Origin of the sequence: Massilia sp. Root335 (assembly GCF_001425685.1) — a bacterium.
Classification (GTDB): Bacteria; Pseudomonadota; Gammaproteobacteria; order Burkholderiales; family Burkholderiaceae_D; genus Telluria; species Telluria luteola.
Genome location: NZ_LMCY01000007.1, coordinates 112,715 through 134,676, shown reverse-complemented (window position 1 = coordinate 134,676; position 21,962 = coordinate 112,715). Strand labels below are relative to the sequence as shown.

14 protein-coding genes are annotated in these 21,962 nt (G+C 67.2%); 10 read left to right on the top strand and 4 right to left on the bottom strand.

The features are described 5' to 3' along the window. Positions 1-196: 196 nt before the first annotated feature. The 9 genes from ASC93_RS05975 (at position 197) to ASC93_RS05935 (ending at position 14,740) form a co-directional block, all read left to right on the top strand. Entirely contained in the window at positions 197-1,438 is a 1,242-nt protein-coding gene (locus tag ASC93_RS05975; protein ID WP_056438639.1) for an acetylornithine/succinyldiaminopimelate transaminase, read from the top strand. A gap of 79 nt (positions 1,439-1,517) precedes the next feature. Next, a complete protein-coding gene (locus ASC93_RS05970; protein WP_056438636.1) occupies positions 1,518-2,558 on the top strand; it encodes an arginine N-succinyltransferase in 1,041 nt (346 codons plus the stop codon). 25 nt (positions 2,559-2,583) lie between these two features. Continuing rightward, positions 2,584-3,615 carry an arginine N-succinyltransferase gene (gene astA / locus ASC93_RS05965; RefSeq protein ID WP_056438633.1) on the top strand — a complete coding sequence of 344 codons (1,032 nt, stop codon included), beginning with the start codon at positions 2,584-2,586 and terminating at the stop codon, positions 3,613-3,615. After that, positions 3,608-5,074 (top strand): succinylglutamate-semialdehyde dehydrogenase, encoded by a 1,467-nt coding sequence (gene astD, locus ASC93_RS05960; RefSeq protein ID WP_056438630.1) that lies wholly within the window; start codon positions 3,608-3,610, stop codon positions 5,072-5,074. The genes astA and astD overlap by 8 nt, the downstream gene beginning before the upstream one ends. A 4-nt stretch (positions 5,075-5,078) precedes the next feature. Then, on the top strand, positions 5,079-6,434 hold the full coding sequence (gene astB / locus ASC93_RS05955) for an N-succinylarginine dihydrolase (protein WP_056438626.1): 1,356 nt from the start codon (positions 5,079-5,081) through the stop codon (positions 6,432-6,434). 209 nt (positions 6,435-6,643) lie between these two features. After that, on the top strand, positions 6,644-11,401 hold the full coding sequence (locus tag ASC93_RS05950; RefSeq protein WP_056438623.1) for an NAD-glutamate dehydrogenase domain-containing protein: 4,758 nt from the start codon (positions 6,644-6,646) through the stop codon (positions 11,399-11,401). A 4-nt stretch (positions 11,402-11,405) separates the two neighbouring features. Then, positions 11,406-12,413, top strand: a complete 1,008-nt coding sequence (locus tag ASC93_RS05945; protein ID WP_056438619.1) for a succinylglutamate desuccinylase — start codon at positions 11,406-11,408, stop codon at positions 12,411-12,413. A 210-nt stretch (positions 12,414-12,623) separates the two neighbouring features. After that, complete coding sequence (locus tag ASC93_RS05940; protein WP_056438616.1) at positions 12,624-13,739, top strand: NADH:flavin oxidoreductase/NADH oxidase; 1,116 nt, start codon at positions 12,624-12,626, stop codon at positions 13,737-13,739. Positions 13,740-13,873: 134 nt separating this feature from the next. Further along, positions 13,874-14,740 (top strand): head GIN domain-containing protein, encoded by an 867-nt coding sequence (locus tag ASC93_RS05935; RefSeq protein WP_056438613.1) that lies wholly within the window; start codon positions 13,874-13,876, stop codon positions 14,738-14,740. Positions 14,741-14,892: 152 nt separating this feature from the next. Here ASC93_RS05935 and ASC93_RS05930 read toward each other — a convergent pair whose 3' ends face one another. Then, on the bottom strand, positions 14,893-16,086 hold the full coding sequence (locus tag ASC93_RS05930) for a globin domain-containing protein (RefSeq protein ID WP_056438609.1): 1,194 nt from the start codon (positions 16,084-16,086) through the stop codon (positions 14,893-14,895). A 98-nt stretch (positions 16,087-16,184) separates the two neighbouring features. Beyond that, entirely contained in the window at positions 16,185-16,682 is a 498-nt protein-coding gene (locus ASC93_RS05925; protein ID WP_056438607.1) for an Rrf2 family transcriptional regulator, read from the bottom strand. Positions 16,683-16,890: 208 nt separating this feature from the next. On the opposite strand from ASC93_RS05925, the gene ASC93_RS05920 reads away from it, so the two are divergent. After that, the gene (locus ASC93_RS05920) at positions 16,891-18,378 is read left to right on the top strand and encodes an APC family permease (protein ID WP_056438604.1); all 1,488 of its coding nucleotides are present in this window, start codon (positions 16,891-16,893) and stop codon (positions 18,376-18,378) included. A 187-nt stretch (positions 18,379-18,565) separates the two neighbouring features. Here the strand turns inward: ASC93_RS05920 and ASC93_RS05915 are convergent, their stop codons facing one another. Further along, the gene (locus ASC93_RS05915; RefSeq protein ID WP_056438600.1) at positions 18,566-19,675 is read right to left on the bottom strand and encodes an alpha/beta hydrolase; all 1,110 of its coding nucleotides are present in this window, start codon (positions 19,673-19,675) and stop codon (positions 18,566-18,568) included. A 126-nt stretch (positions 19,676-19,801) separates the two neighbouring features. Beyond that, positions 19,802-21,961 carry a S46 family peptidase gene (locus ASC93_RS05910; RefSeq protein ID WP_056438598.1) on the bottom strand — a complete coding sequence of 720 codons (2,160 nt, stop codon included), beginning with the start codon at positions 21,959-21,961 and terminating at the stop codon, positions 19,802-19,804. Position 21,962 lies beyond the last annotated feature (1 nt).

Below are 21,962 nucleotides of genomic sequence, written 5' to 3'. Positions count from 1 at the left end.
TTTACAAGCGATCGTTGCTGAACTTGCCGCTTAACTTAACGGCATTAGGCTCTGACCCCGGTTTTTTGTTGCTCGTCCAAAAATGAAAATGCCTGTCGCAGTTTGGAAAGAACGGCAAGGTTTGGCTTCTCTATAATGAGTCGCTCGGCGCGGCTGCTGGAGTCCGCGCAACCTTTACTTGGATGAGGAAAACGTCATGAATGCTAAGCTCGAATCGGGTGTCACCACGCGGCCTGTCACACGCCAGACTTTCGACGAGGTGCTCGTACCGACCTATGCGCCGGCCGCGATGGTCCCGGTGCGCGCTTCGGGCCTGGACGTCTGGGACCAGGAAGGCAAGCATTACCTCGACTTCACCTCCGGCATCGCCGTATCGAGCCTGGGCCACTGCAACCCGGTGCTGGTCGACGCGATGACCCGCCAGATCAACACGCTGTGGCACCTCGGTAACGGCTACACGAACGAGCCCGTGCTGCGCCTGGGCGCCGCGCTGACGGAAGCGACGTTCGCCGACCGCGCATTCTTCTGCAACTCCGGCGCGGAAGCCAACGAAGCGGCCTTGAAGCTGGCCCGCAAATACGCGCACGACAAGTTCGGCCCGCACAAATCGCGCATCGTGTCGTGCTATTCCTCGTTCCACGGCCGCACGCTGTTCACCGTGTCGGTCGGCGGCCAGTCGAAATACACCGAAGGCTTCGAGCCGCTGCCGCCGGAAATCAACCACATCAACTACAACGACATCGCCTCCGCGCGCGCCGCCATCGGCGACGACGTGGCGGCCGTGATCGTCGAGCCGATCCAGGGCGAGGGCGGCGTGATCCCGGGCGACATCGAGTTCCTGAAAACGCTGCGCGAACTGTGCGACAAGACCGGCGCGCTGCTCGTGTTCGACGAAGTGCAGTCGGGCGTGGGCCGCACCGGCGCGCTGTACGACTACATGAACGTGGGCGTGACCCCGGACATCCTGACGTCGGCCAAGGCCCTGGGCAACGGCTACCCGATCGGCGCCATGTTGACCACGAACGAGATCGGCCAGCACCTGTCCGTCGGCTCGCACGGCACGACGTACGGCGGCAACCCGCTGGCGACGACCGTGGCGCTGAACGTGATCGAGCAGATCAACCAGCCGGCGTTCCTCGCCCGGGTGCGCGAAGCCAGCGCAAAAATCTTCGCCAATCTGGAGAAGCTGGTCGCCGATTACCCGCAGCTGTTCACCAAGCCGCGCGGCAAGGGCCTGCTCATCGGCCTGCCGATGGCCGAGGCGAACAAGGGCCGCGCCAAGGACTACACCAAGACCGCCGAAAAGCTCGGCCTGATGCTGCTGATCGCCGGTCCGGACGTCGTGCGTCTCGCGCCCGCGCTGGTCGTCTCGGACGAGCAGATCGCGGAAGCGGATCGCCTCATGCGCCAGGCCGCCGACGCGTTCCTCGCCGGCTGACCTCCGCACCACCCGGCCGGAAGGGGGCACCCCAGCCCGGCCGGCTTCCGTTCGTTCGATGCCTTTGTCGGGAGTTTCCATGTATGTAGTCCGTCCGGTAGAACCAGCGGATGTCGGCGCCCTCGAGACGCTGCTCGCCGCGTCCACGCCGGGAGTGCACACGCTGCCGCGCACGCGCGAAAAGATCGCCGCGTTCGTGGAGCGTTCGGTGGCGTCGTTCGCCGCCCACGTCGACATCCCCAGCGAAGAGTCCTACCTGTTCGTGCTCGAAGACGTCGAGCGCAGCGAAGTGGTCGGCACCGCCGCGATCCACGCGTCGGCCGGCTCCAACGGCACCTATTTCGCGTTCCGCAACGATGTGATCCAGCAGGTCTCGCGCGACCTGAACATCAGCCACAGCGTGCATGCGCTGACCCTGTGCTCGGAGCTGACGGCGTATTCGCAGCTGTCCGGCTTTTATATCCGCGACCGCGACACGGCCCGGCGCGAGGCGGCGCTGCTGTCGCGTGCCCGCTTGCTGTACGCCGTGCTGGCGCCGCACCGCTTCGGCGACCGCTTCTTCGTGCCGCTGGCCGGCGTCACCGACGACGCGGGCCAGTCGCCGTTCTGGGATGCGCTGGGCCGCAAGTTCTTCAAGATGGATTTCCTCGACGCCGAACGCACGATCGGCGGCGCCCGCAACCGCACGCTGATCGTCGAGCTGATGCCGCACTACCCCGTGTACGTGCCGCTGCTGCCCGGCCCCGCGCAGGCCGTGATGGGCCAGATCCATCCGAGCGGCGAGCTCGCGTTCGACCTGCTGACGGAAGAGGGTTTCGAGGCCGACGAATACATCGACATCTTCGACGGCGGCCCGATCCTGCAGGCGCACAAGCACGCGCTGCACTCGTTCTCCGGGTCGATGGTGAGGAAGGTCGCGAACGCCGAACTGCAGCCGCCCACGCGCGGCGGCAAGGCGGCGATGGTGAATTACGCGGTGGCCAGCAGCGAGCGCAAATTCCGCGCGATCGTGCTGCCGTGCGACCCGGCCGAGAGTGCCGACGCCATCTGCCTGCCGCCCGCGGCACGCGAGGCGTTGGGTGTCGAGACCGGCGACAGCGTCATCTGCGTGCGGATCTGACGCCTTGGAAAACAATGAGGAACCCATGCTCGTAATCCGCGCAATCACCCTGAACGACATCGATCCGCTGATCGAGATGGCGCGCCAGGTCGGCAGCGGCATGACCACGCTGAAGCCGGACCGCGCCATGCTGGGCGAACGCGTCGAGACCGCGGTGGCGTCGTTCGCGCAGACGATCCCGCCCGAGGAACGCGACTACATGTTCGTGATGGAAGACACGTCCAACGGCCGCCTGGCCGGCGTGTGCGCCATCAAGGCCGCCGTCGGCCTGACCGAACCGTTTTATAACTACCGCATCGGCACGCTCGTCCACTCGAGCCGCGAACTGAACGTGTTCACGCGCATGGACACGCTGTATCTGTCGAACGACCTCACGGGTTCGACGGAACTGTGTTCGCTGTTCCTGATGCCGGAATACCGCACGGGCTACAACGGCAAGTGGCTGTCGAAAAGCCGCTTCCTGTTCATGGCCCAGTTCCAGCACCTGTTCACGGAAAAGATCATCGCCGAGATGCGCGGCTACCAGGCGGAGGACGGCACGTCCCCGTTCTACGAAGGCCTGGGCCGGCATTTCTTCAAGATGGATTTCAACCACGTCGACGGCCTCACGGCGCTCGGCAAGAAATCGTTCATCGCCGAGCTGATGCCGCGCCAGCCGCTGTACGTCGCGTACCTGCCGGAAGACGCGCAGGCCGTGATCGGCCAGGTGCACCGCTCCACGCTCCCGGCACGAAAGCTGCTGGAACAGGAAGGCATGCACTACGAGGGTTACGTCGACATCTTCGACGCCGGCCCCGTGCTGCAGGGCCGCGTGGCCGAACTGCGCGCCGTGCGCGACAGCGTGCTGGCCGTGGCCGCGGAAGGCCAGCCTGGCGGCGAGGGCGAAGTCACGCTCGTATCGAACACGAAGCTCGACGATTTCCGCATGGTCCTCACGCATGCCTGCGACGGCGGCCGCAACGTGGCCCTGTCGGTGCGCGAACTGCAACTGCTGCATTGCCAGGCGGGCGACCCTGTCCGCTCCCTGGCCCTCAACGTAAGGAAGAACAATGTCTAACGTTTCCAACTACATCGGCGGCGCATGGCTGCCCGGCAGCGGTCCGCTGCTCGCGACGATCGACCCGTCCACCGGCCGCCAGACCTGGACCAGCAACGAATCCACCGCCGAAGACGTGGACCGCGCCGTGCAGGCCGCCCACGCGGCCTTCGAAGGCTGGGCCCTCACGCCGCTCGAACAACGCATCGCCATCTGCCAGCGCTTCCGCGACCTGCTCAAGGAGCACAACGAGGAACTGGCCGCCATCATCGCCGAGGAAGTGGGCAAACCCTTGTGGGAAGCGCGCACCGAAGTGACGACGATGGCGAACAAGGTCGACATCTCGGTGCAGTCGCACGCCGCGCGCACCGGAGAAACGAGTGCCAAAGTCGCCGACGGCAACGCCGTGCTGCGTCACCGTCCGCATGGCGTGTTCGCCGTGTTCGGCCCGTATAACTTCCCCGGTCACCTGCCGAACGGCCACATCGTGCCCGCGCTGATCGCGGGGAACACGCTCGTGTTCAAGCCGAGCGAATACGCGCCGCGCACCGCCGTGCGTACCGTGCAGTTGTGGGAACAGGCCGGCCTGCCGCAAGGTGTGCTGAACCTCGTGAACGGCGGCCGCGCCACCGGCGTCGCGCTGGGCCAGGCCGACGTCGACGGCATCCTGTTCACCGGCAGCAGCCAGACCGGCGCCGCGCTGCATAAACAGTTCGGCGGCCAGCCGGGCAAGATGCTGGCGCTGGAAATGGGCGGCAACAACCCGCTCGTCGTCTGGGACGTACAAAATGTCGACGCGGCCGTGCACCACGCCATCATGTCCGCGTTCATCTCGGCCGGCCAGCGCTGCACGTGCGCGCGCCGCCTGATCGTGCAGGACACGCCCCAAGGACAAGCCTTCATCGACCGCCTCGTGGAAGTCGCCGCCAGGCTCGCCGTCGGCCCGTCGAACGCGGAGCCGCAGCCGTTCATGGGCCCAGTGGTCTCGGCCGCCGTGGCGAAACGCCTCGTGCAGGCGCAGGCGATGATGGAAGCGCAGGGCGGCAAGGTCTTGCTGCGCATGCGCCAGCTCGATCCGGACGCGGGCTTCGTCACGGCCGGCATCGTCGACGTGACCGATGCGACGGGCATCCCGGACGAGGAGTGGTTCGGTCCCCTGCTGCAGGTGGTCCGCGTGGCCGATTTCGACCGCGCCATCGACGCCGCCAACGCCACCGAATTCGGCCTCGCCGCGGCATTGTTGTCGCCGTCGGAAGACCTGTGGAAGCGCTTCGCGATCAAGGCGCGCGCGGGCGTCGTCAACTGGAACCGTCCGACGACGGGCGCGGCCAGTTCCGCGCCGTTCGGCGGCGTGGGCAAATCGGGCAATCATCGTCCGAGCGCCTATTACGCGGCCGACTACTGCGCGTACCCGGTCGCCTCGATCGAAACCTCCGAACTGGAAATGCCGGCGAAGCTGTCGCCCGGCCTGACCTTCTGACACCATGCGCAACGCACGCGAATTCAACTTCGACGGCCTCGTGGGCCCGTCGCACAACTACGCCGGCCTCTCGTTCGGCAACGTCGCCTCGTTCAACAACGTGAAGAGCGCGTCGAACCCGCGCCTGGCGGCGCTGCAGGGCCTCGCCAAGATGCGCACGCTGGCCGCGCGCGGCTTCGCGCAAGCCTTGCTGCCGCCGCAGGCGCGTCCGAATTTCAGGCTGCTGCGCCGCCTCGGCTTTACGGGCACGGACGCCGACGTATTGGCGCAGGCGTACCGCGAATCGCCCGTGATCCTCGCCTGCGCGTACTCCGCGTCGCCGATGTGGACCGCGAACGCCGCCACCGTCAGCCCATCTGCCGACACGCAAGACGGCCGCGTGCACTTCACCGCGGCGAACCTGAACAATAAACTGCACCGCGCCGAAGAACATGTGCAGGCCACGCGCACCTTGCGCGCCCTGTTCGCGAACAGCGACCGCTTCGTCGTGCACGACCCGCTGCCGTCGACGCCGGCGTTCGGCGACGAGGGCGCCGCCAACCACACGCGCTTCGCCGGCGCCCACGGCGCGGCCGGCGTCGAATTCTTCGTGTACGGCCGCGTCGAGTTCGACCCGTCCGCACCGGCACCGACGAAATACCCGGCACGCCAGACGCTGGAAGCCTCGCAGGCCGTCGCCCGCCTGCACGGCCTGGACGCCGCGCGCACCGTGTTCGCGGCGCAGAATCCGGACGTGATCGACCAGGGCGTGTTTCATAACGACGTGATCGCGGTCGGCAACGGCAATGTGCTGTTCTATCACGAGCAGGCCTTCGCCGATGAAGCCGCGACGCTGGAATCGCTGCGCCGCGCCCTCGGCGCGACCGGCACGGACCTGCGCGCCGTGCGCGTGGACACGGGCGTCGTGCCCGTCGCCGACGCCGTCGCCAGCTATCTGTTCAACAGCCAGCTGCTGTCGAAACCGGACGGCGGCATGGCCCTCGTCGTGCCGCACGAATGCCGCGAGGTCCCGACCGTGGCGCGCTACCTCGAGCAGCTGGTGACGAGCGGAAGGTCGGGAAACTGCGCCATCGACGAACTGATCGAATTCGACCTGCGCCAGAGCATGCGCAACGGCGGCGGCCCCGCGTGCCTGCGCCTGCGCGTCGTGCTCACGGACGACGAAGCGGCCGCGATGCACCAGGGCGTGCTGATGACCGACGATTTATACGCACGCCTCGTGCCGTGGGTCGAGCGCCATTACCGCGACCGCGTCGAGCCGAAAGACCTGGCCGATCCGCAGCTGGCCACCGAGTGCGCGGCCGCGCTGGAAGAGCTGGAACGCATCCTCGGCTTGCCGGGGCTGTATGATCTGTCATGATTCGTAGGGTGGGCACCCCCGTGCCCACGCGGACGCCGGCATCACGCAAACGTTACGCGTAAGCTCGGGGAGCTCACCCTACAGTAAAGGATAGTTTCCGGTAACAAGGAAGCAAGAATCTGGACGGGACAACCCTGTCCATACAAGCCGGGAACATGTGGCCACAAGCCGTGACGAACCCGGCGCAACTATCAGCTTTGGAGAAGCAAATGAACAAAGACATGCCTCACGATCTGCGCACGCAAACCCTCGCGTTGGTCAATGAGAACAAGCCGGCCGGCGCCCCCGAGCAGGTGGGCGCGCTGATCGGCGCCTGGATCGGCGCCCTCGACGAGGACGACCTCGCCGGCATCGATCCGCGCAACCTCGCCGCCATCCTGTGGGACGCTTTCGCCCAGGTGGCGCAGCGCACGACCGACGGCTGCCAGATCGCGGAGAATCGCTACACGGACGGGCGCTGCGGCATGTCGACGTCACTGCTGATCCTGAACGAGGACATGCCCTACCTCGTCGACTCGTTCGTGATGGCGCTGCGCCGCCAGCGCGTCGTCGCGTCGGGCGTATTGAATACGGTGCTGCCGGTGCGCCGCGACGCCGCCGGCCGCGTGGTCGCCGTCGGCGAAGCGGGCGCGCCGCTGGAATCGTATGTCCTGTGCCTGCTGGCCGAAGACCTGCCGCAGGACGAACTCGCCGAACTGGTCGCGCGCATCCAGATGGTCGCGCGCGACGCCGCCATCGTGCACCGCGACGCCGTCGCCATGGCCGACCGTATGACGGCCGTCGCGGCAGCGGCGGCGGCCCAGGGCACGCCGTCCGGCCAGGAAGTGGCCGCCTTCCTCGAGTGGGCCAAGAACGAAGGCTTCGAGCCGTTCGGCTACGCGTATTACTTCGTGAAGCCGGGCGTGCGCGAACTGGAACGCGACATCCCGAGCCGCATCGGCGTGCTGCAGGACACGGCGCACCCCGTGTACGGCACCTGCCTGCAGAACATCCCGGGCGACTTCGAGATCCTGTCCAAGCGCGACGAGACGCTGTCGATCGTGAAGGCCGACGTGGCCGGCACCCTGCACCGCGACCAGCCGCTGGACTTCATCGGCGTGCGCGACACCGACACGCAGGGCAATACGATCGGCGAACACTGCTTCGTCGGCCTGTTCACCCGCGCCGCCACCGCGACCCCGCTGGCGCGCCTGCCGTTCGCGCGCGGCCGCGTGGCGCAAGTGCTGTCCATCGCCGGCGTGCGCCAGGAAGGCTTCCGCGCCGAGAAATTCCTCGAGATCCTGGAATCGCTGCCGCGCACCGAAGCGCTGGAAGCGGACCCGGAGTGGCTCGCCCAGGTGTGCAGCTCCGTCGTCTCGCTGTACAAGCAGCCGCGCGCGAAAGTGTTCGCCCGCCGCGACGTGTACCAGCGCCACCTGAACGTCCTCGTCTACCTGCCGCGCGAGCGCTACAGCGCCGCCGTCGTCGCCGCGCTGGCGCAGGCGCTGAAGGACAGCTCGGGCGCCGTCGACGTGCGCACGCAGACCCTCGTCGCCGATGGCCCGCTGGCCCGCGTGTACCTGATCGCGCAGGCCGCGCGCTATCCGCTCGACCTGGAAACCGACATCCAGAAACCGCTGCTGTCCGTGCTGGACGGCTGGCATGACCGCTACACCGCGCTGACCGACACGGTCGAAGACGTCCCGACCCGCAACGCGCTGCGCAAGATCCTGCCCACGCTGCCCGTGAACTACGTGGCCGCCACCGCGCCGGAAATCGCCTTCCGCGACGTCGGGGCGATCCTCGCGAACGGCCAGCAGGGCCACGTATCGGTCCGTATCGAGACGGATGAAGCGGGCGTCACCTCCCTGCGCCTGTACTCGACGGGCACGATGCCGTCGCTGTCGCGCATCCTGCCGGCGCTGCAGAACGCGGGCGTCGCCATCGACCGCGAACAGAGCTTCTGGATCGACACGGCCGACGGCACCCGCCGCTACATCACGAGCCTGATCGTCGACGCGGATTCCGCCGCCAAGCTGGCGAAACCGGGCGTCGTCGACGTGGCCGACGAACTGTTCGCCGCGCTGTTCAACGACGAAGCGGAAGACGGCCGCCTGAACGGTCTCACGATCGAAGGCGGCCTGTCGATGCGCGAAGTGCAGCTGGTGCGCGCCTACATCAGCTACTGGCGCCAGGCCGGCAGCAAGTTCTCGACCCGCTACATGGCAGAAACGCTGCGCCCGCGCGCGGCGCTCGTCAAGGAGCTCGTGGAAGGCTTCGCGCTGCGCTTCGATCCGGCGTTGTCGGACGAGGAACGCGCAGCGGGCGACGCCAAGCTGGCCGCGCTGAAGGCGGGTCTCGCCACCGTCAACCACGCCGACACCGAGGAAATCATGGCCGCGCTGGTCGACCTCGTGATGGCGACCGTGCGCACCAACTACTTCCAGGGGACGGCCGAAAATCGCGGCGACAAGATCATCTTCAAGTTCGACACGAGCCACCTGGCACTGGTGCCGGAACCGCGTCCGTTCCGCGAGATCTACGTGTTCTCGCGCCGCTTCGAAGGCCTGCACCTGCGCGGCGGCCCGGTCGCCCGCGGCGGCCTGCGCTGGTCCGATCGCATGGAAGACTACCGTACCGAAGTGCTGGGCCTCGTGAAGGCGCAGATGGTCAAGAACGCCGTCATCGTGCCGGCCGGCTCGAAGGGCGGTTTCGTCTGCAAGCAGATGCCGAAGGATGCCGCACGTGACGTCGTCGCGGCCGAAGGCGAAGCCGTCTACCGCCTGTTCATCGCGAGCCTGCTGGAAATGACGGACAACCGCGTGCGCGGCGAGATCGTGCCCCCTGGCGACACCGTGCGCTACGACCAGGACGACCCGTACCTCGTGGTGGCCGCCGACAAGGGCACCGCGACCTTCTCCGACATCGCCAACAGCATCGCCGTCTCGCGCGGCTTCTGGCTCGGCGACGCGTTCGCGTCGGGCGGTTCGAACGGCTACGATCACAAGAAGATGGGCATCACGGCGAAGGGCGCGTTCGAAGCGGTGAAACGCCACTTCTACGAGATGGGCCACGACATGAACACGACCCCGGTGACGATGGTCGGCGTGGGCGACATGTCGGGCGACGTGTTCGGCAACGGCGTGCTGCTGTCGCGCCAGCTGAAAGTGCTGGCCGCGTTCGACCACCGCCACATCTTCCTCGACCCGAATCCGGACGTCGTCGTCTCGTTCAACGAGCGCAAGCGCATGTTCGCGCTGCCACGTAGTTCCTGGGAAGACTACGACAAGGACCTGATCTCGGAAGGCGGCGGCGTGTTCCCGCGCACCGCGCGCCACATCGAGCTGTCGCCGCAGGTGCGTGAAGCGCTCGACATCGCCGAGACCTCGCTCACGCCGGAAGAACTGATGCACCGCATCCTGCTGGCACCGGTCGACCTGTTCTACAACGGCGGCATCGGCACCTACATCAAGGCGTCGAACGAGACCCACGCGCAGGTGAAGGACCGCGCCAACGACAACATCCGCGTCAACGGCAACGAGCTGCGCGTGAAGGTCGTGGCGGAAGGCGGCAACCTGGGCGCGACCCAGGCCGGCCGTATCGAATTCGCACTGGCCGGCGGCCGCATCTTCACCGATGCGATCGACAACTCGGCCGGCGTGGACTGCTCCGACCACGAAGTCAACGTCAAGATCTGGCTCGACACCGAAGTCAACGCCGGCCAGCTGGAAGAGGGCGAGCGCAACCGCCTGCTGACGGAAATGACGGGCGATATCGAGAAGCTGGTCCTGCGCGACAACACGCTGCAGACGCACCTGCTGGTGCGCGAGGCGCAGGCGCAATCGAACAGCGCGGTCGTCGACGGCTATGCCGCGCTGATCGCGAGCCTCGAGGCGGAAGGCGCCGTGTCGCGCGAGCTGGAACAGCTGCCGAGCGAGACGGAACTGCAGCGCCGCAAGGCCCTCGGCCTGGGCCTCACGACGCCGGAACTGGCCGTCGTCGTCGCCAACGTCAAGAACCGCTTCAAGCGCCTGCTGGCCGCGCTGCCGCTCACCGGCCTGCCGTGGGCCGAGACCATCCTGCGCCCGTACTTCCCGGCGCAACTGGTGGCGACGCGCGATCCGCTGGCGCATCCGCTGGCCAATGCGATCCTCGCGACCGTGCTGGCGAACGAATCCGTCAACCGCTGCGGCCCGCTGATGCTGCGCGACCTGGCGCTGGAACACCGCATCGACGACGCCGAGGTCGTGAAAGCGTGGGGCCAGGCCTGGGCCGCGCTGCACCTGGCGCACGTGTTCGAGGCGCTGGACCATGACGCGCTGGTCGTGCCGCGCGACGTGTCGCAGACGGTCGATGCGCGCACCCGCGTGATGCTGCGCACCGTGATCGAAGGCGTGCTGTCGCTGCCGGCGGAACAGGCCGGCGCCGGCGGCATGGAAGAGCTGTCGAACCTGTTCGCCCAGCCGGAGCAACTGCGCCAGCTGATGCCGGCGAAGTCGGATGCCGATGCGCAGGCCGGCCTGTCGTCGTCGTTCGTGCAGGCGTGGAAAGCCGTCGATACGGTCGAATCGCTGGCCGCCTTCCTGTTCGCGGCCGTCTCCGTCCAGCGTCCGCAGGGCATGTCGCTGGCCGAGTTCCTGCGCGTCGGCATGCTGTTGCGCGGGCAGGCCGGCATCGACACGCTGGAGCGCGGCCTCAAGCTGCCGGCCATCAGCAAGTCGCAGGAACAGCTGCGCAACTACGCGCTGCAGGCCCTGCGCCGCACGCAGCAACGCCTGCTGCTGGAGGTGCTGGAAGCGAGCCGCGCCACCGGCGACATGCAGGCCGCGGTGCGCGAGCTGACGGCGGCGATGGGCCTGTCCGGCGGCTACGTCCAGCCGACCGACCTCGAACAGGCGATGCTGGCCGTGTGGTCGCTGTCGGAAGGTTCGAGCCCGGACCGCATCGCAGCGGGCACCGCGGCCCTCACCGTCGCGACGCTGGCGTAACGCGATGGCGGCCGCTTCGTTCGCTCAGTTGGATACCTTGCCGAAGGAGATCCGGGCGCTGGCCCAGGCCGACTTCGGCGAGGTGGCGGCCCGCTTCGCAGGCGCCGGCTTCACGGTCGGCCAGCCTGCGAAGGGCGTGCTGACGGTGAAGGCGGCCGTGCCGTCGCGGCATCGTCCCGCCGTGCTGCTGTCGGTGGGTGTGCACGGCGACGAGACGGGGCCGATCGAGATGGTGGCCTACGCCATCGAGGCGCTGTCGCGCGCGCCCTCAGCACTCGCGGTGGACCTGATGCTGTGCGTCGGGAACATCGACGCGATCGCGGCCGGCAAGCGCTTCATCGATGCGGACCTGAACCGCATGTTCCGCGACCAGCGCGGCGACCTGGCAGGCACCTTCGAGGCCGGCCGGGCGGACGCGCTGATCGCGGCGACCGCCGGCTTCTTCGACGGCAGCGGCCCGCGCCGCTGGCACCTCGACCTGCACACGGCGATCCGCGGATCGCGCTATCCCCGTTTTGCGATCGTGCCGGAACTGATCGCGGCCGAAGCGCGCCGTGAGCTGATCGCGTGGCTGGGTGTCGGCGGCATCGAAGCCGTCATCATGAACCCGGCCTCCGCCGGCACGTACAGTTACTGGACGGCCGAACGGCACGCCACCGCGGGCACCACCGTGGAACTGGGGCGCATCGGCACGCTGGGCCAGAACGACCTTGCGCAGTTCGCGGCGATGGCGGCGGCCTTGCACGGACTGCTGCGCGGTTCGACGGCGGGAGAGGGCAAGGCGCCCATCGTGTTCAATACCGCGCAGTCGATCACCAAGCTGTCCGATGCGTTCACGATGAGTTTCGGGCGCGACACCGAGAACTTCACGCCGCTCAGGAAGGGCGACGTGATCGCGCGGGATGGCGATACGGTTTATACCGTTCAGCACGACGAAGAGTATGTCGTGTTCCCGAATCCGGACGTGCGGGTCGGGCTAAGGGCGGGGATCATGGTCGTCCGCGCGGATTGATCGTGCCTGGCACCGCCGGTTGAACGCGTGGGCACGGGGTGCCCACCCTACGTTGGCGTTACGGGTAGGGTGGGCGGCCTCCGCCCACGCGTCCAACGCACGTATCCGTTCCCGAAAAGCGCGTTTTAACCGCGCGCGCTAGACTATCCCTTTATGCATGCATTTGGTGGGCACGGGGTGCCCACCCTACGTCAAGGGAGTGCACCACCCATGAGCAAGCTGTTCTCTCCGATCCGACTCGGCCCGCTCGCGCTGGCCAACCGGATCGCCATCGCGCCGATGTGCCAATACTCCGCCGACCGGGGCTTCGCGACCGACTGGCACATGATCCACCTCGGCCATCTCGCGCTGTCCGGCGCCGGTCTCCTGATCATCGAGGCGACGGCCGTGACGGAGGAGGGGCGCATCACCCACGCCGACCTGGGCCTGTGGTCCGACGAGCACGCGGCCGCGCTGGAGCCGGTGGTGAACGCCATGCGCAAGCACGCGCCCATCAAGATCGCCATCCAGCTCGCCCACGCGGGCCGCAAGGCGTCGAGCGAGGTGCCGTGGCAGGGCGGGGCGAACATCCCGGCCGGCCAGGCGAACGGCTGGCAGACCGTGGCGCCGTCCGCGATTCCGCATGCGGCCGGTGAAACCGTGCCGCTGTCGCTCGATGCGGCCGGCATGCAGCGCGTGAAGGACGGCTTCGTCGCCGCCGCGCGCCGCGCCGATGCGCTGGGGCTGGACGCCATCGAACTGCACGGCGCCCACGGCTATCTGCTGCACCAGTTCCTGTCGCCCCTGTCGAACCGGCGCGACGATCGTTACGGCGGTTCGCTGGACAACCGCATGCGCTTCCCGCTCGAGGTGTTTGAGGCAGTGCGCGCCGCCGTGGCGCCCGAGATGGCGGTCGGCATGCGCATCTCGGCCAGCGACTGGGTCGAGGGCGGCTGGGACCTGGACCAGAGTCTCGTGCTGGCGCGCGCACTCGAAAAGCTCGGGTGCCAGTTCATCCACGTGTCGAGCGGCGGGGTGTCGCCGCAGCAGAAGATCCCCGTCGGCCCGGGCTACCAGATCGAATTCGCCGCCCGCATCAAGGCGCAGACGTCGATGCCGACCATCGGCGTGGGCCTGATCACGGAAGCGAAGCAGGCCGAGACGATCGTGCAGACGGGCCAGGCCGACATGGTTGCGCTGGCGCGCGCCATGCTGTACGACCCGCGCTGGCCGTGGCACGCGGCGGCGGAACTGGGTGCGACGGTCAGCGCGCCGCCGCAGTACTGGCGCTCGCAGCCGCACGAATTCAAGCACCTGTTCGGCGGCACGCGCCTGGGCCAGCGCTGACCGTCGCCCGCCGCGACCGTTTATTCCGTCTTTTCTACCGCCTGTCGCATGCCGCGGGCGGGTGCCGGATGCCCTTGCTACAGTGGCATGGTCGGCCTTGCCGCGCCATCCACTGACAACAAGAAAAGGACATCATGCGTACTCCGCTCGCCATCGCCATCACTTGCGCCGTCCTCGGCGGCTGCGCCATCATCGTCAATCCGAACGGCGATGGCGACTACCACGTCCGCACGCCGTTCTCCGACGACAGCGTCGAAGGCAACGGCGCGGTCGCGCGCGACGAACGCGCGATCGCCACCGTGCCGGGACTGGAAGTGAACGGCACCATCACGGTCGACGTGCGCGTCGGCCCGGCCACGTCGCTGGTCGTGGAGGCGGACAGCAACCTGCTGCCGTTCATCCGTACGGAACTGCGCGGCGACCGCCTCGTCATCGAGAAGGAGCGGTCGTTCCGCACCAATCATGCCGTGCGCGTGACCTATACCGTGCCGCGCCTGACGGACGTGCGCCATAACGGTTCCGGCCACCTGACCGTGCAGGACCTGAACGGCGCGCCGCTCGTCGTGGCCGAGCAGGGCTCGGGCTCGGTGCTGCTGACGGGCCGCGTGGCCAGCCTGGATGCGGCGATGAACGGTTCGGGCAGCATCGATGCGGCGACCTTGCAGAGCGGCGGCGGCACCGTGTCCATGAGCGGTTCCGGCCGGCTGGTCGTCGGCCGCATGCAGGGCGAGCACGTGACGGCGAACCTGAACGGCTCGGGCCAGCTGCGCGTGGCGGGCGCCGTGCGCAGCCTGGCGGCGCGGTCGAACGGGTCCGGTCACCTGGACCTGGCCGACCTCGCGAGCGAGCAGGCGGACCTGTCCGCGACGGGATCGGGCGGCATCACGGCGAACGTGAAGCAGTCGCTGGTCGCGCAGAACAGCGGGTCCGGCGGCATCCGCGTGTACGGCAATCCCGCGCAGCGGACCGTGCGCGGGACGCTCATCCAGGTCGTGAATTGAATGTGGTGGGACGCGTGGGCACGGGGTGCCCACCCTACGAGAGCACGTAATGAAACGCGTGGGCACGGGTGCCCCCCAACGAAAGCACGTAGGGTGGGCGGGAGGTAATGCCGGGGGCATTGCCTCCGCCCACGCGTTCGACGCACGCAGGCTCAGAGCAGGTGATCCAGCAGCTCCGGCCCGAACACCTCGCGATACAGACGCCCCGCCGGCACGCCGGCATGCAGCAAATCGAGCCACTGCGCCTGCATGAACTTGTGCGGTCCGCACAGGTACACGTTCGCTTCCTCGCGCGGCCATGCCGGCAACCTGGCCACGTCCATGCGTCCCTCGATGACGCCGGCGGCGCCTTGCGCGTCTTCGTGGAACGTCACGACCGACAGGTTCGGCATCACGGCCTGCAGCGCGTCGACTTCCGCACGCAGCGCATGGTGGGCGGCATCGCGGGCGGCATGCGCGAAGATCACGCGGCGCTGCGGATTCACGCCGGCCACGCGCTTCAGTGCGGAGACCATCGGCGTGATGCCGACGCCGGCCGACAGCAGCACGAGCGGCTTGTCGCCTTCCGTCTCGGGCGTGAATTCGCCGAACGGGTGCGATACCTGCAAGGTGGCGCCGAGTTTGACGTTCGCGTGCAGCCAGTTCGACACTTCGCCGGCCGGCGTGTCGTCGATGCTGTCTTCGCGCTTGACGGAGATGCGCAGGCTTGCGCCGTCGGGTGCATCGGACAGGCTGTACTGGCGCAGCTGGTGGCGGCCGCCCGGCAGGTCGACGGCGACGCTGACGTACTGGCCCGGCCTGAACGCGGGGACCGGTTTGCCGTCCGCCGGGACGAAGCGGATCGACAGCACGTTGAAGCTTTCGGTCGTGACGTCGGTGACGCGCATCGGGCGGGTCTCGCCCGGCTGGATGCCGGCCGTGCTGTACATCTTCGCTTCCGCTTCGATCAACAGCCTGGCCAGCGAGTTATACGCTTCCTTCCAGGCGTCCAGCAGCGGCGGCGTGGCGGCGTCGCCCAGCGTGGCGGCGATGGATTCCAGCAGGTGCTTGCCGACGATCGGGTAGTGCTCGGCGCGGATGCCGATCGACACGTGCTTGTGCACGATGCGCTCGACGACAGGACCCAGCGCGCCCGGATTGCCGATGTTGGCCGCATAGGCGAACACCGCCGATGCCAGCGATTGCTGCTGCGCCCCACTTGCCTGGTTGCCCATATTGAAGATGCGGGTCAACTCGGGATGCGCGCCCAGCATGTTCGTGTAGAACAGCTTGGTGATCGTCAGGCCATGCAGGCGCAGGACGGGGACGCTGGCATCGATGTAGGGGCGGGATGCTTCGGAAATCATCTTGGTTCCTTTAATTATGCATTTAAAATGCAGATTTACGGTTCAAAAAAAGGCCCGCATGGCGGGCGTTGCCAACATATCATCAAGATACTGATGAGTTAATCCTCACTCACCGGCTCCGTGGCCGGCAGCCTGCTTCTTGCTGCCGCGCCATCCCAGAACATCCGGTGCATGCGCATGACTTGCTCGCCGGTATTGCCGGCCGTGGCGTGGGCCAAGGTAAAACGGTCCATCGCGTCGTAGAAGGCCTTCATGCCGGTGCGCAGCATGCCGCGCAGCTGGCAATCCAGCTTCAGCGCGCAGTCCGTGCCTTCGCAGTCGACCAGCTCGTCGTCCTCGCCTTCCAGCTTGCGCAGCACCTGGCCGATCGTGAGCGTTGCCGGATCGGCCGCGAGGCGCAGGCCACCGTTGCGTCCGCGCGTCGCCTGCACCCAGCCCAGCTTCGCCAACTGCCCGACCACTTTCACGAGGTGGTTCAGCGGGATGTCGAACTGCCTGCCGATCTCGGCCACCGTCACCGGCTGCGTACGTTCTCCCGCCCGTTCCAGATAGATCAGGACACGCAGGCCAATATCGGAGAATCGAGTGAGTCGCATCGGGTAAGCTCAGTGGGTACCGGCGTATTCTACCTGCACGGACGTATTCTACCTAAATATGCATAAAAAATGCATATTTAAGTGAAGTATTTTTTTGCGGCACTGAAAGCAGCCCCGGAAACTGGCCCTATAATCGCGGACTTTGGGTGCTTATATCGCATCCACATAACACATATAATCAGCGCCACCCGCGCCAAGAGGACACGTCGTGAACCAGACCCTGGGCCAAAAGCTCATCCGCACCAAGACATCCGAGCACAAATCGGATGACGGCTCCGCCCACGCCCTGGGCCGCTCGCTGGGCCTCTTTCCCCTGACCATGATCGGCGTCGGCGCCACGATCGGCACCGGCATCTTCTTCACGATGGTGGAAGCCGTGCCGAAGGCCGGTCCGGCCGTCGTGCTGTCGTTCCTGATGGCCGCCGTCACCGCGGGCCTCACGGCGCTGTGCTATGCCGAGCTGGCCAACCGGGTGCCGGCCGCCGGGTCCTCGTATTCCTTCGCCTACGCCACCGTGGGCGAGTTCGCCGCCTTCATCGTCGCGGCCTGCCTGCTGCTGGAGTACGGCCTCGCGGCCAGCGCGACGGCCATCGGCTGGTCCGATTACCTGAATAACTTCCTGCAGAACGCGCTCGGCTGGCAGATTCCCGATGCGCTGCGCTCGCCCATGATCGTCGCCGGCAAGACCGGCGGCGTCGAATTCCACGCCGGCCAGATCAACCTGCCGCCGATCCTGCTGGTGGTGCTGTGCTGCGTGCTGCTGATCCGCGGCACCAAGGAATCGGCGACGACGAACGCCATCATGGTGCTCATCAAGCTGGCGATCCTCGTGTTCTTTTCCGCGATCGCGCTGTCCGGCTTCGACATCCACAACTTCCACCCGTTCGTCTGGCCCGCAACCGGCAAGGGCATCGGCGGCCTGGCCGGCGTGACGGCGGCGGCGGGCACCGTGTTCTTTTCGTTCATCGGCCTGGACACCATCGCCACGGCCGGCGAAGAGGTCAAGGACCCGACGCGCGACGTCCCGATCGGCATCCTGGCCGCCCTCTGCATCGTCACGGTGTTCTACATGCTGGTGGCGATCGCCGCCCTCGGCGCCCAGCCGGCCGCGATGTTCGCGGGCCAGGAAGCGGGCCTCGCCGTGATCCTGCAGAACGTGACCGGCAAGGCGTGGCCCGCGCTCGTGCTGTCGGCCGGTGCGGTCATCTCCGTGTTCTCCGTGACGCTGGTGACGATCTACGGCCAGACGCGCATCCTGTACGCCATCGCCAAGGACGGCCTCGTGCCGAAGGCCTTCCGCACCGTCAATCCGCGCACGCAGTCGCCGGTGACCAACACGCTGATCGTCAGCGTCGCCGTGGGCATCGTCGCGGGCCTCGTCGACTCCACCTTCCTGTGGGACATGGTGAGCATGGGCACGCTGGTCGCGTTCATCGTCGTGTCGGTCGCGGTGCCGGTCATCCGCCGCAAGCAGGGCGAAACAGGGCGCAAGGGTTTTCGCGTGCCGTTCGGCCCCTACCTGGTGCCGGGGTTGTCGATCCTCGCCTGCCTGTATCTCGTGGGCGGCTTGTCCAGCACGACCTATACCGTGTTCACCATCTGGATGACGGTGGCCGTGCTCACCTATTTCGGCTACGGCATCCGCAACAGCCGCTTGAACAAGGTGGATGCGGCGCAGGCGGAGTTGACGCATTGAAGTGATCACGTACGCATAACAACGTCGTCCCTGCGAAGGCAGGGACCCAGGTTGTACGCGTATCGGCTGCGCTCGCAAAATTGGGCCCCCGCCTGCGCGGGGGCGACGTTTTACGTTTTGTACGCGTATCGGCTGCGCTCGCAAATCGGGCCCCCGCCTGCGCGGGGGCGACGTTTTACACTTTCGGTTATTGCTGCGCCAACGGCCTCACATAGGTCAATAAACTGACCAGCGTCTTGCCCGGTTCTTCCCACGGGATCATGTGCGCCGAGCGCTCGAACCACACGGCCTGCTTGATGGGTGCCTTCACCTGCGCGAGCCAGGCCGCGGTCGGTGCCGTCGGCGTCGTGTAGTCGTGCCGGCCCATGAACATCACCACGGGGATCGGGAACGTCTTCACGTTCGAGAAATCCACCTGCACGAACTCCGGCAGGATGCGGCCCAGCGTCAGGAGGCTGCCCTGGTCGATGTCCTTCGCCTGCTTCGCATCGTAGTCCGGCGACAGGCGCGGGCCGTCGAAATAATAGGCGGACTCGCTGCGGTATGCGCTCAAGCCGCCGTAGTACTGGGGCCACTTGCGCGCGATGATGATGCGTTCGCGCGTGATCGGCTGGTTGCCGGGGTAGGGCGCGATCGACTGCAGATCGTGCAGCGCTTCCGCGTTGTCGTGGGCCTTGGCCTGCTCCAGCGCGTAGTCGAAGCTGATGCGTTCGTTCTCGCGCATGCTGATCACCTGGCCGATGCCGACGTAGGCATAGAATAAATCGGGACGCTTCAGCGCCGCCTTCATGCCGACGATCGTGCCCCAGCTGTGGCCCATCAGGATCAGCTTCTTCTTGCCGTAGCGCTGGCGCAGGTGCTCCGCGACCTCGATCGCGTCGTCGACGTAGCGGTCGATGTGGATGGTGTCCGCGACCTTGTCCGGGGCGGTCTCGCCGTAGGTCTTGCCGGCGCCGCGCTGGTCCCAGTTCGCGATGGTGAAGTATTCCTCGAGCGGGCGCTCGAACTGCCACAGCGTCGGCGTGACGGGCGATGCCGGGCCGCCGTGGACGAACAGGATCATCGGGTTGTCGCGTTCCTGGCCGCGCACGGTGAGCCACTGGTCGATGCCGCCGATGCGCGTCTTGTACGACTCCTGCACGCCGTGCGGCGCGACGATTTTATCGAGGTCCGCCACGATGGCCCGGGCTTGCGTCCATGCCTGCGCCCGTTCTTGTTGAACCTTGTCTTCCTGCGCGTGCACGGGCGCGCACGCGATGCCGAGCAGGGCCCAGCACCAGATCCAGATCCGCTTCATTGCCGTTCTCCTTATGTGTCGATATGGAGGCAGTGTAGCGGGCGGCGCGGCGGCCGGCAGCGGCAATGGAATGAACTGCGCCGTGCGCGGCATGGAATGCATGGCGCGCGGATGAACGTACGGTTTTTACTTGACGTTCATCTCCTTGAGCAGGTTGTCGGCATGGTCCACCTTCTCCATGTTCCACAGGATGTAGCGGATGTCGACCTGGATGTCGCGCGTGGCGCGCGGATTGAAATCCCAGTCGGAGATGATGGAATCGAGCGTGCCGTCGAACGCGAGGCCGACCAGTTCCCCGCGGGCGTTCAGCGCCGCCGAACCCGAGTTGCCGCCCGTGATGTCCAGCGTGGCGAGGAAGTCGACCGGCACGGTCTTGAGTACCGGATCGGCCCAGCGGCCGAAGTCCCGCGCGCGGATCGCGGCCAGCTGGCGCTCGGGCGCGTTGAATTCGCCCGCGCCCGTGTGCTTGGCGACGACGCCCTTCACGGTCGTGAACGCGGTCCAGGACCCGGTGCCGTCGGCGCCGTAGTCGCGGCCCCTGACGTTGCCGAAGGTGACGCGCAGCGTTGAGTTGGCGTCCGGGTAGACGGCCTGGCCGCGGCCGTTCATGTAGGCGATCTTGGCCTTCATGTAGCCGGCGTAGGCCTGCTGGATGTCCCCGGCCAGTTCGTCTTCCTCCGCCTCGCGCCGCATGTCGGCGTCGTACATCGCGACGGCGGCCTTGATGAAGCTGTCGTTGCTGGCCTTGAAGTCCTGCGGGGTCTTCGTCAGCCACGCCGTGCGCACGTCCTTGTCCTGCAGATGCGAGCCGGCGTAGATGCGGTCGAGCAGTGCTTTCAGATCGGTCTCCCCCATGCCCGGCTTGATGCCGAGGGCACTGTCGAACGCGGCGTCGTGCTGGTCGAGCGGCTGCGCGTCGTACTGCTTCAGGAAGTTCAGCACGAGGGCCTTGTCGACCTTGTCGTCGTACGTGCGGTCCTGGCCGCCGATGACGGACGCCAGGCGCGCCAGGTCGCGTTCCTGGTAGCCGGATTTGCGCAGCGCGTCCGGCTTCGCGCGCTCGTTGGCGAGCCGGTACAGGGTGCGCGCCGCGTTCAGGAAGCGCGGCATCGAATAGCCGAGGAAGAATTCGCGCCGGGTCTGCGCGTCGCGCCGGGCGATCAGCCGTTCGGCCGCCTCGATGGCGGCGCCGAATTCCGCCTTGCGCCGCGGGTTCGCATCCACCCAGGCCTTCAATGCATTGTGCTCGGCCGTCTTGCGCGCGAGGATGTCGCTGCCCTGGTAGCTGGCGAGCATGCCCTTGCGGTTCTTGTAGTAGTTGTTGACGCTGGCGATCTGGCCCGCGTACCTGAGGTGCGCGGCCGGATCGTTCTTCGTCTCGCGTTCGATGACGGCCAGCGTCTCGCCCGCCGCCTTCACATAGGCCGGATAGTTCCAGTCGAACGTGAACGCCACTTCGGACGGCAGGCGGTGCCGGTTCGTGCGGCCCGGGTAGCCGAGGGCCATGACGAAATCGCCCTCGCGCACGCCGCCTGGCGCGATCTTCAGCCACAGCCTGGGACGGTACGGGACGTTGTCCCTGGCGTAGTCCGCGGCCTTGCCGTCGCGGCCGACGTAGGCGCGATAAAAGCCGTAGTCGCCCGTGTGGCGCGGCCACATCCAGTTGTCGGTGTCGCCGCCGAACTTGCCGATGCCGCTTGGTGGCGCGTGCACGAGGCGCACGTCGCGGATCTCGAGCTGCTTGATGCGGTAGAACGCGAGGCCGCCGTAGAAGCTCGCCACCGTGCAGCGGTAGCCGGCGTCCTGCTCGCATTCGGCGACGAGGGACTTCTGGTTCGTCTCCATCGCGTCCAGGCGCGCCTTGCCCGCCAGCCTGGCGACGTCCGGCGTAATCACGCGCCGGCTGACGTCGGCGACGTCCTCGGTGACGAACACGCGGCTGCCCGGCGCGGCCGGCAGTTCATCGGCCATCGTCCGCGCGAGAAATCCGTCGGCGAGGAGGTCGCGCTGCGGCGTCGAGTTGACGGCCACGCTGTTGTACACGCAGTGATGGTTCGTGATCACGAGGCCCTGCGGCGACACGAACGAGGCCGAGCAGCCGCCCAGGCTGACGATGGCGCCCATCGGGAAGCCGGTCAGGCGGGTGAGGGTCGCCGGATCGAGTTCGAGGCCGTCCGCCTTGAGTTGCCGCGCGACTTGCGGCAACTGCTGCGGCATCCACATGCCTTCGTCGGCGTGCGCGGCGCAGGCGGCGAGGAGGGCGAGCGGGAGGAAGGATTTAGGCATG

Excerpts from the sequence above, each read along its gene's own strand:
- ASC93_RS05975 (WP_056438639.1), top strand. The coding sequence starts at position 197 with ATGAATGCTAAGCTCGAATCGGGTGTCACCACGCGGCCTGTCACACGC.
- ASC93_RS05970 (WP_056438636.1), top strand. The coding sequence starts at position 1,518 with ATGTATGTAGTCCGTCCGGTAGAACCAGCGGATGTCGGCGCCCTCGAG.
- astA (WP_056438633.1), top strand. The coding sequence starts at position 2,584 with ATGCTCGTAATCCGCGCAATCACCCTGAACGACATCGATCCGCTGATC.
- astD (WP_056438630.1), top strand. The coding sequence starts at position 3,608 with ATGTCTAACGTTTCCAACTACATCGGCGGCGCATGGCTGCCCGGCAGC.
- astB (WP_056438626.1), top strand. The coding sequence starts at position 5,079 with ATGCGCAACGCACGCGAATTCAACTTCGACGGCCTCGTGGGCCCGTCG.
- ASC93_RS05950 (WP_056438623.1), top strand. The coding sequence starts at position 6,644 with ATGAACAAAGACATGCCTCACGATCTGCGCACGCAAACCCTCGCGTTG.
- ASC93_RS05945 (WP_056438619.1), top strand. The coding sequence starts at position 11,406 with ATGGCGGCCGCTTCGTTCGCTCAGTTGGATACCTTGCCGAAGGAGATC.
- ASC93_RS05940 (WP_056438616.1), top strand. The coding sequence starts at position 12,624 with ATGAGCAAGCTGTTCTCTCCGATCCGACTCGGCCCGCTCGCGCTGGCC.
- ASC93_RS05935 (WP_056438613.1), top strand. The coding sequence starts at position 13,874 with ATGCGTACTCCGCTCGCCATCGCCATCACTTGCGCCGTCCTCGGCGGC.
- ASC93_RS05930 (WP_056438609.1), bottom strand. The coding sequence starts at position 16,086 with ATGATTTCCGAAGCATCCCGCCCCTACATCGATGCCAGCGTCCCCGTC.
- ASC93_RS05925 (WP_056438607.1), bottom strand. The coding sequence starts at position 16,682 with ATGCGACTCACTCGATTCTCCGATATTGGCCTGCGTGTCCTGATCTAT.
- ASC93_RS05915 (WP_056438600.1), bottom strand. The coding sequence starts at position 19,675 with ATGAAGCGGATCTGGATCTGGTGCTGGGCCCTGCTCGGCATCGCGTGC.
- ASC93_RS05910 (WP_056438598.1), bottom strand. The coding sequence starts at position 21,961 with ATGCCTAAATCCTTCCTCCCGCTCGCCCTCCTCGCCGCCTGCGCCGCG.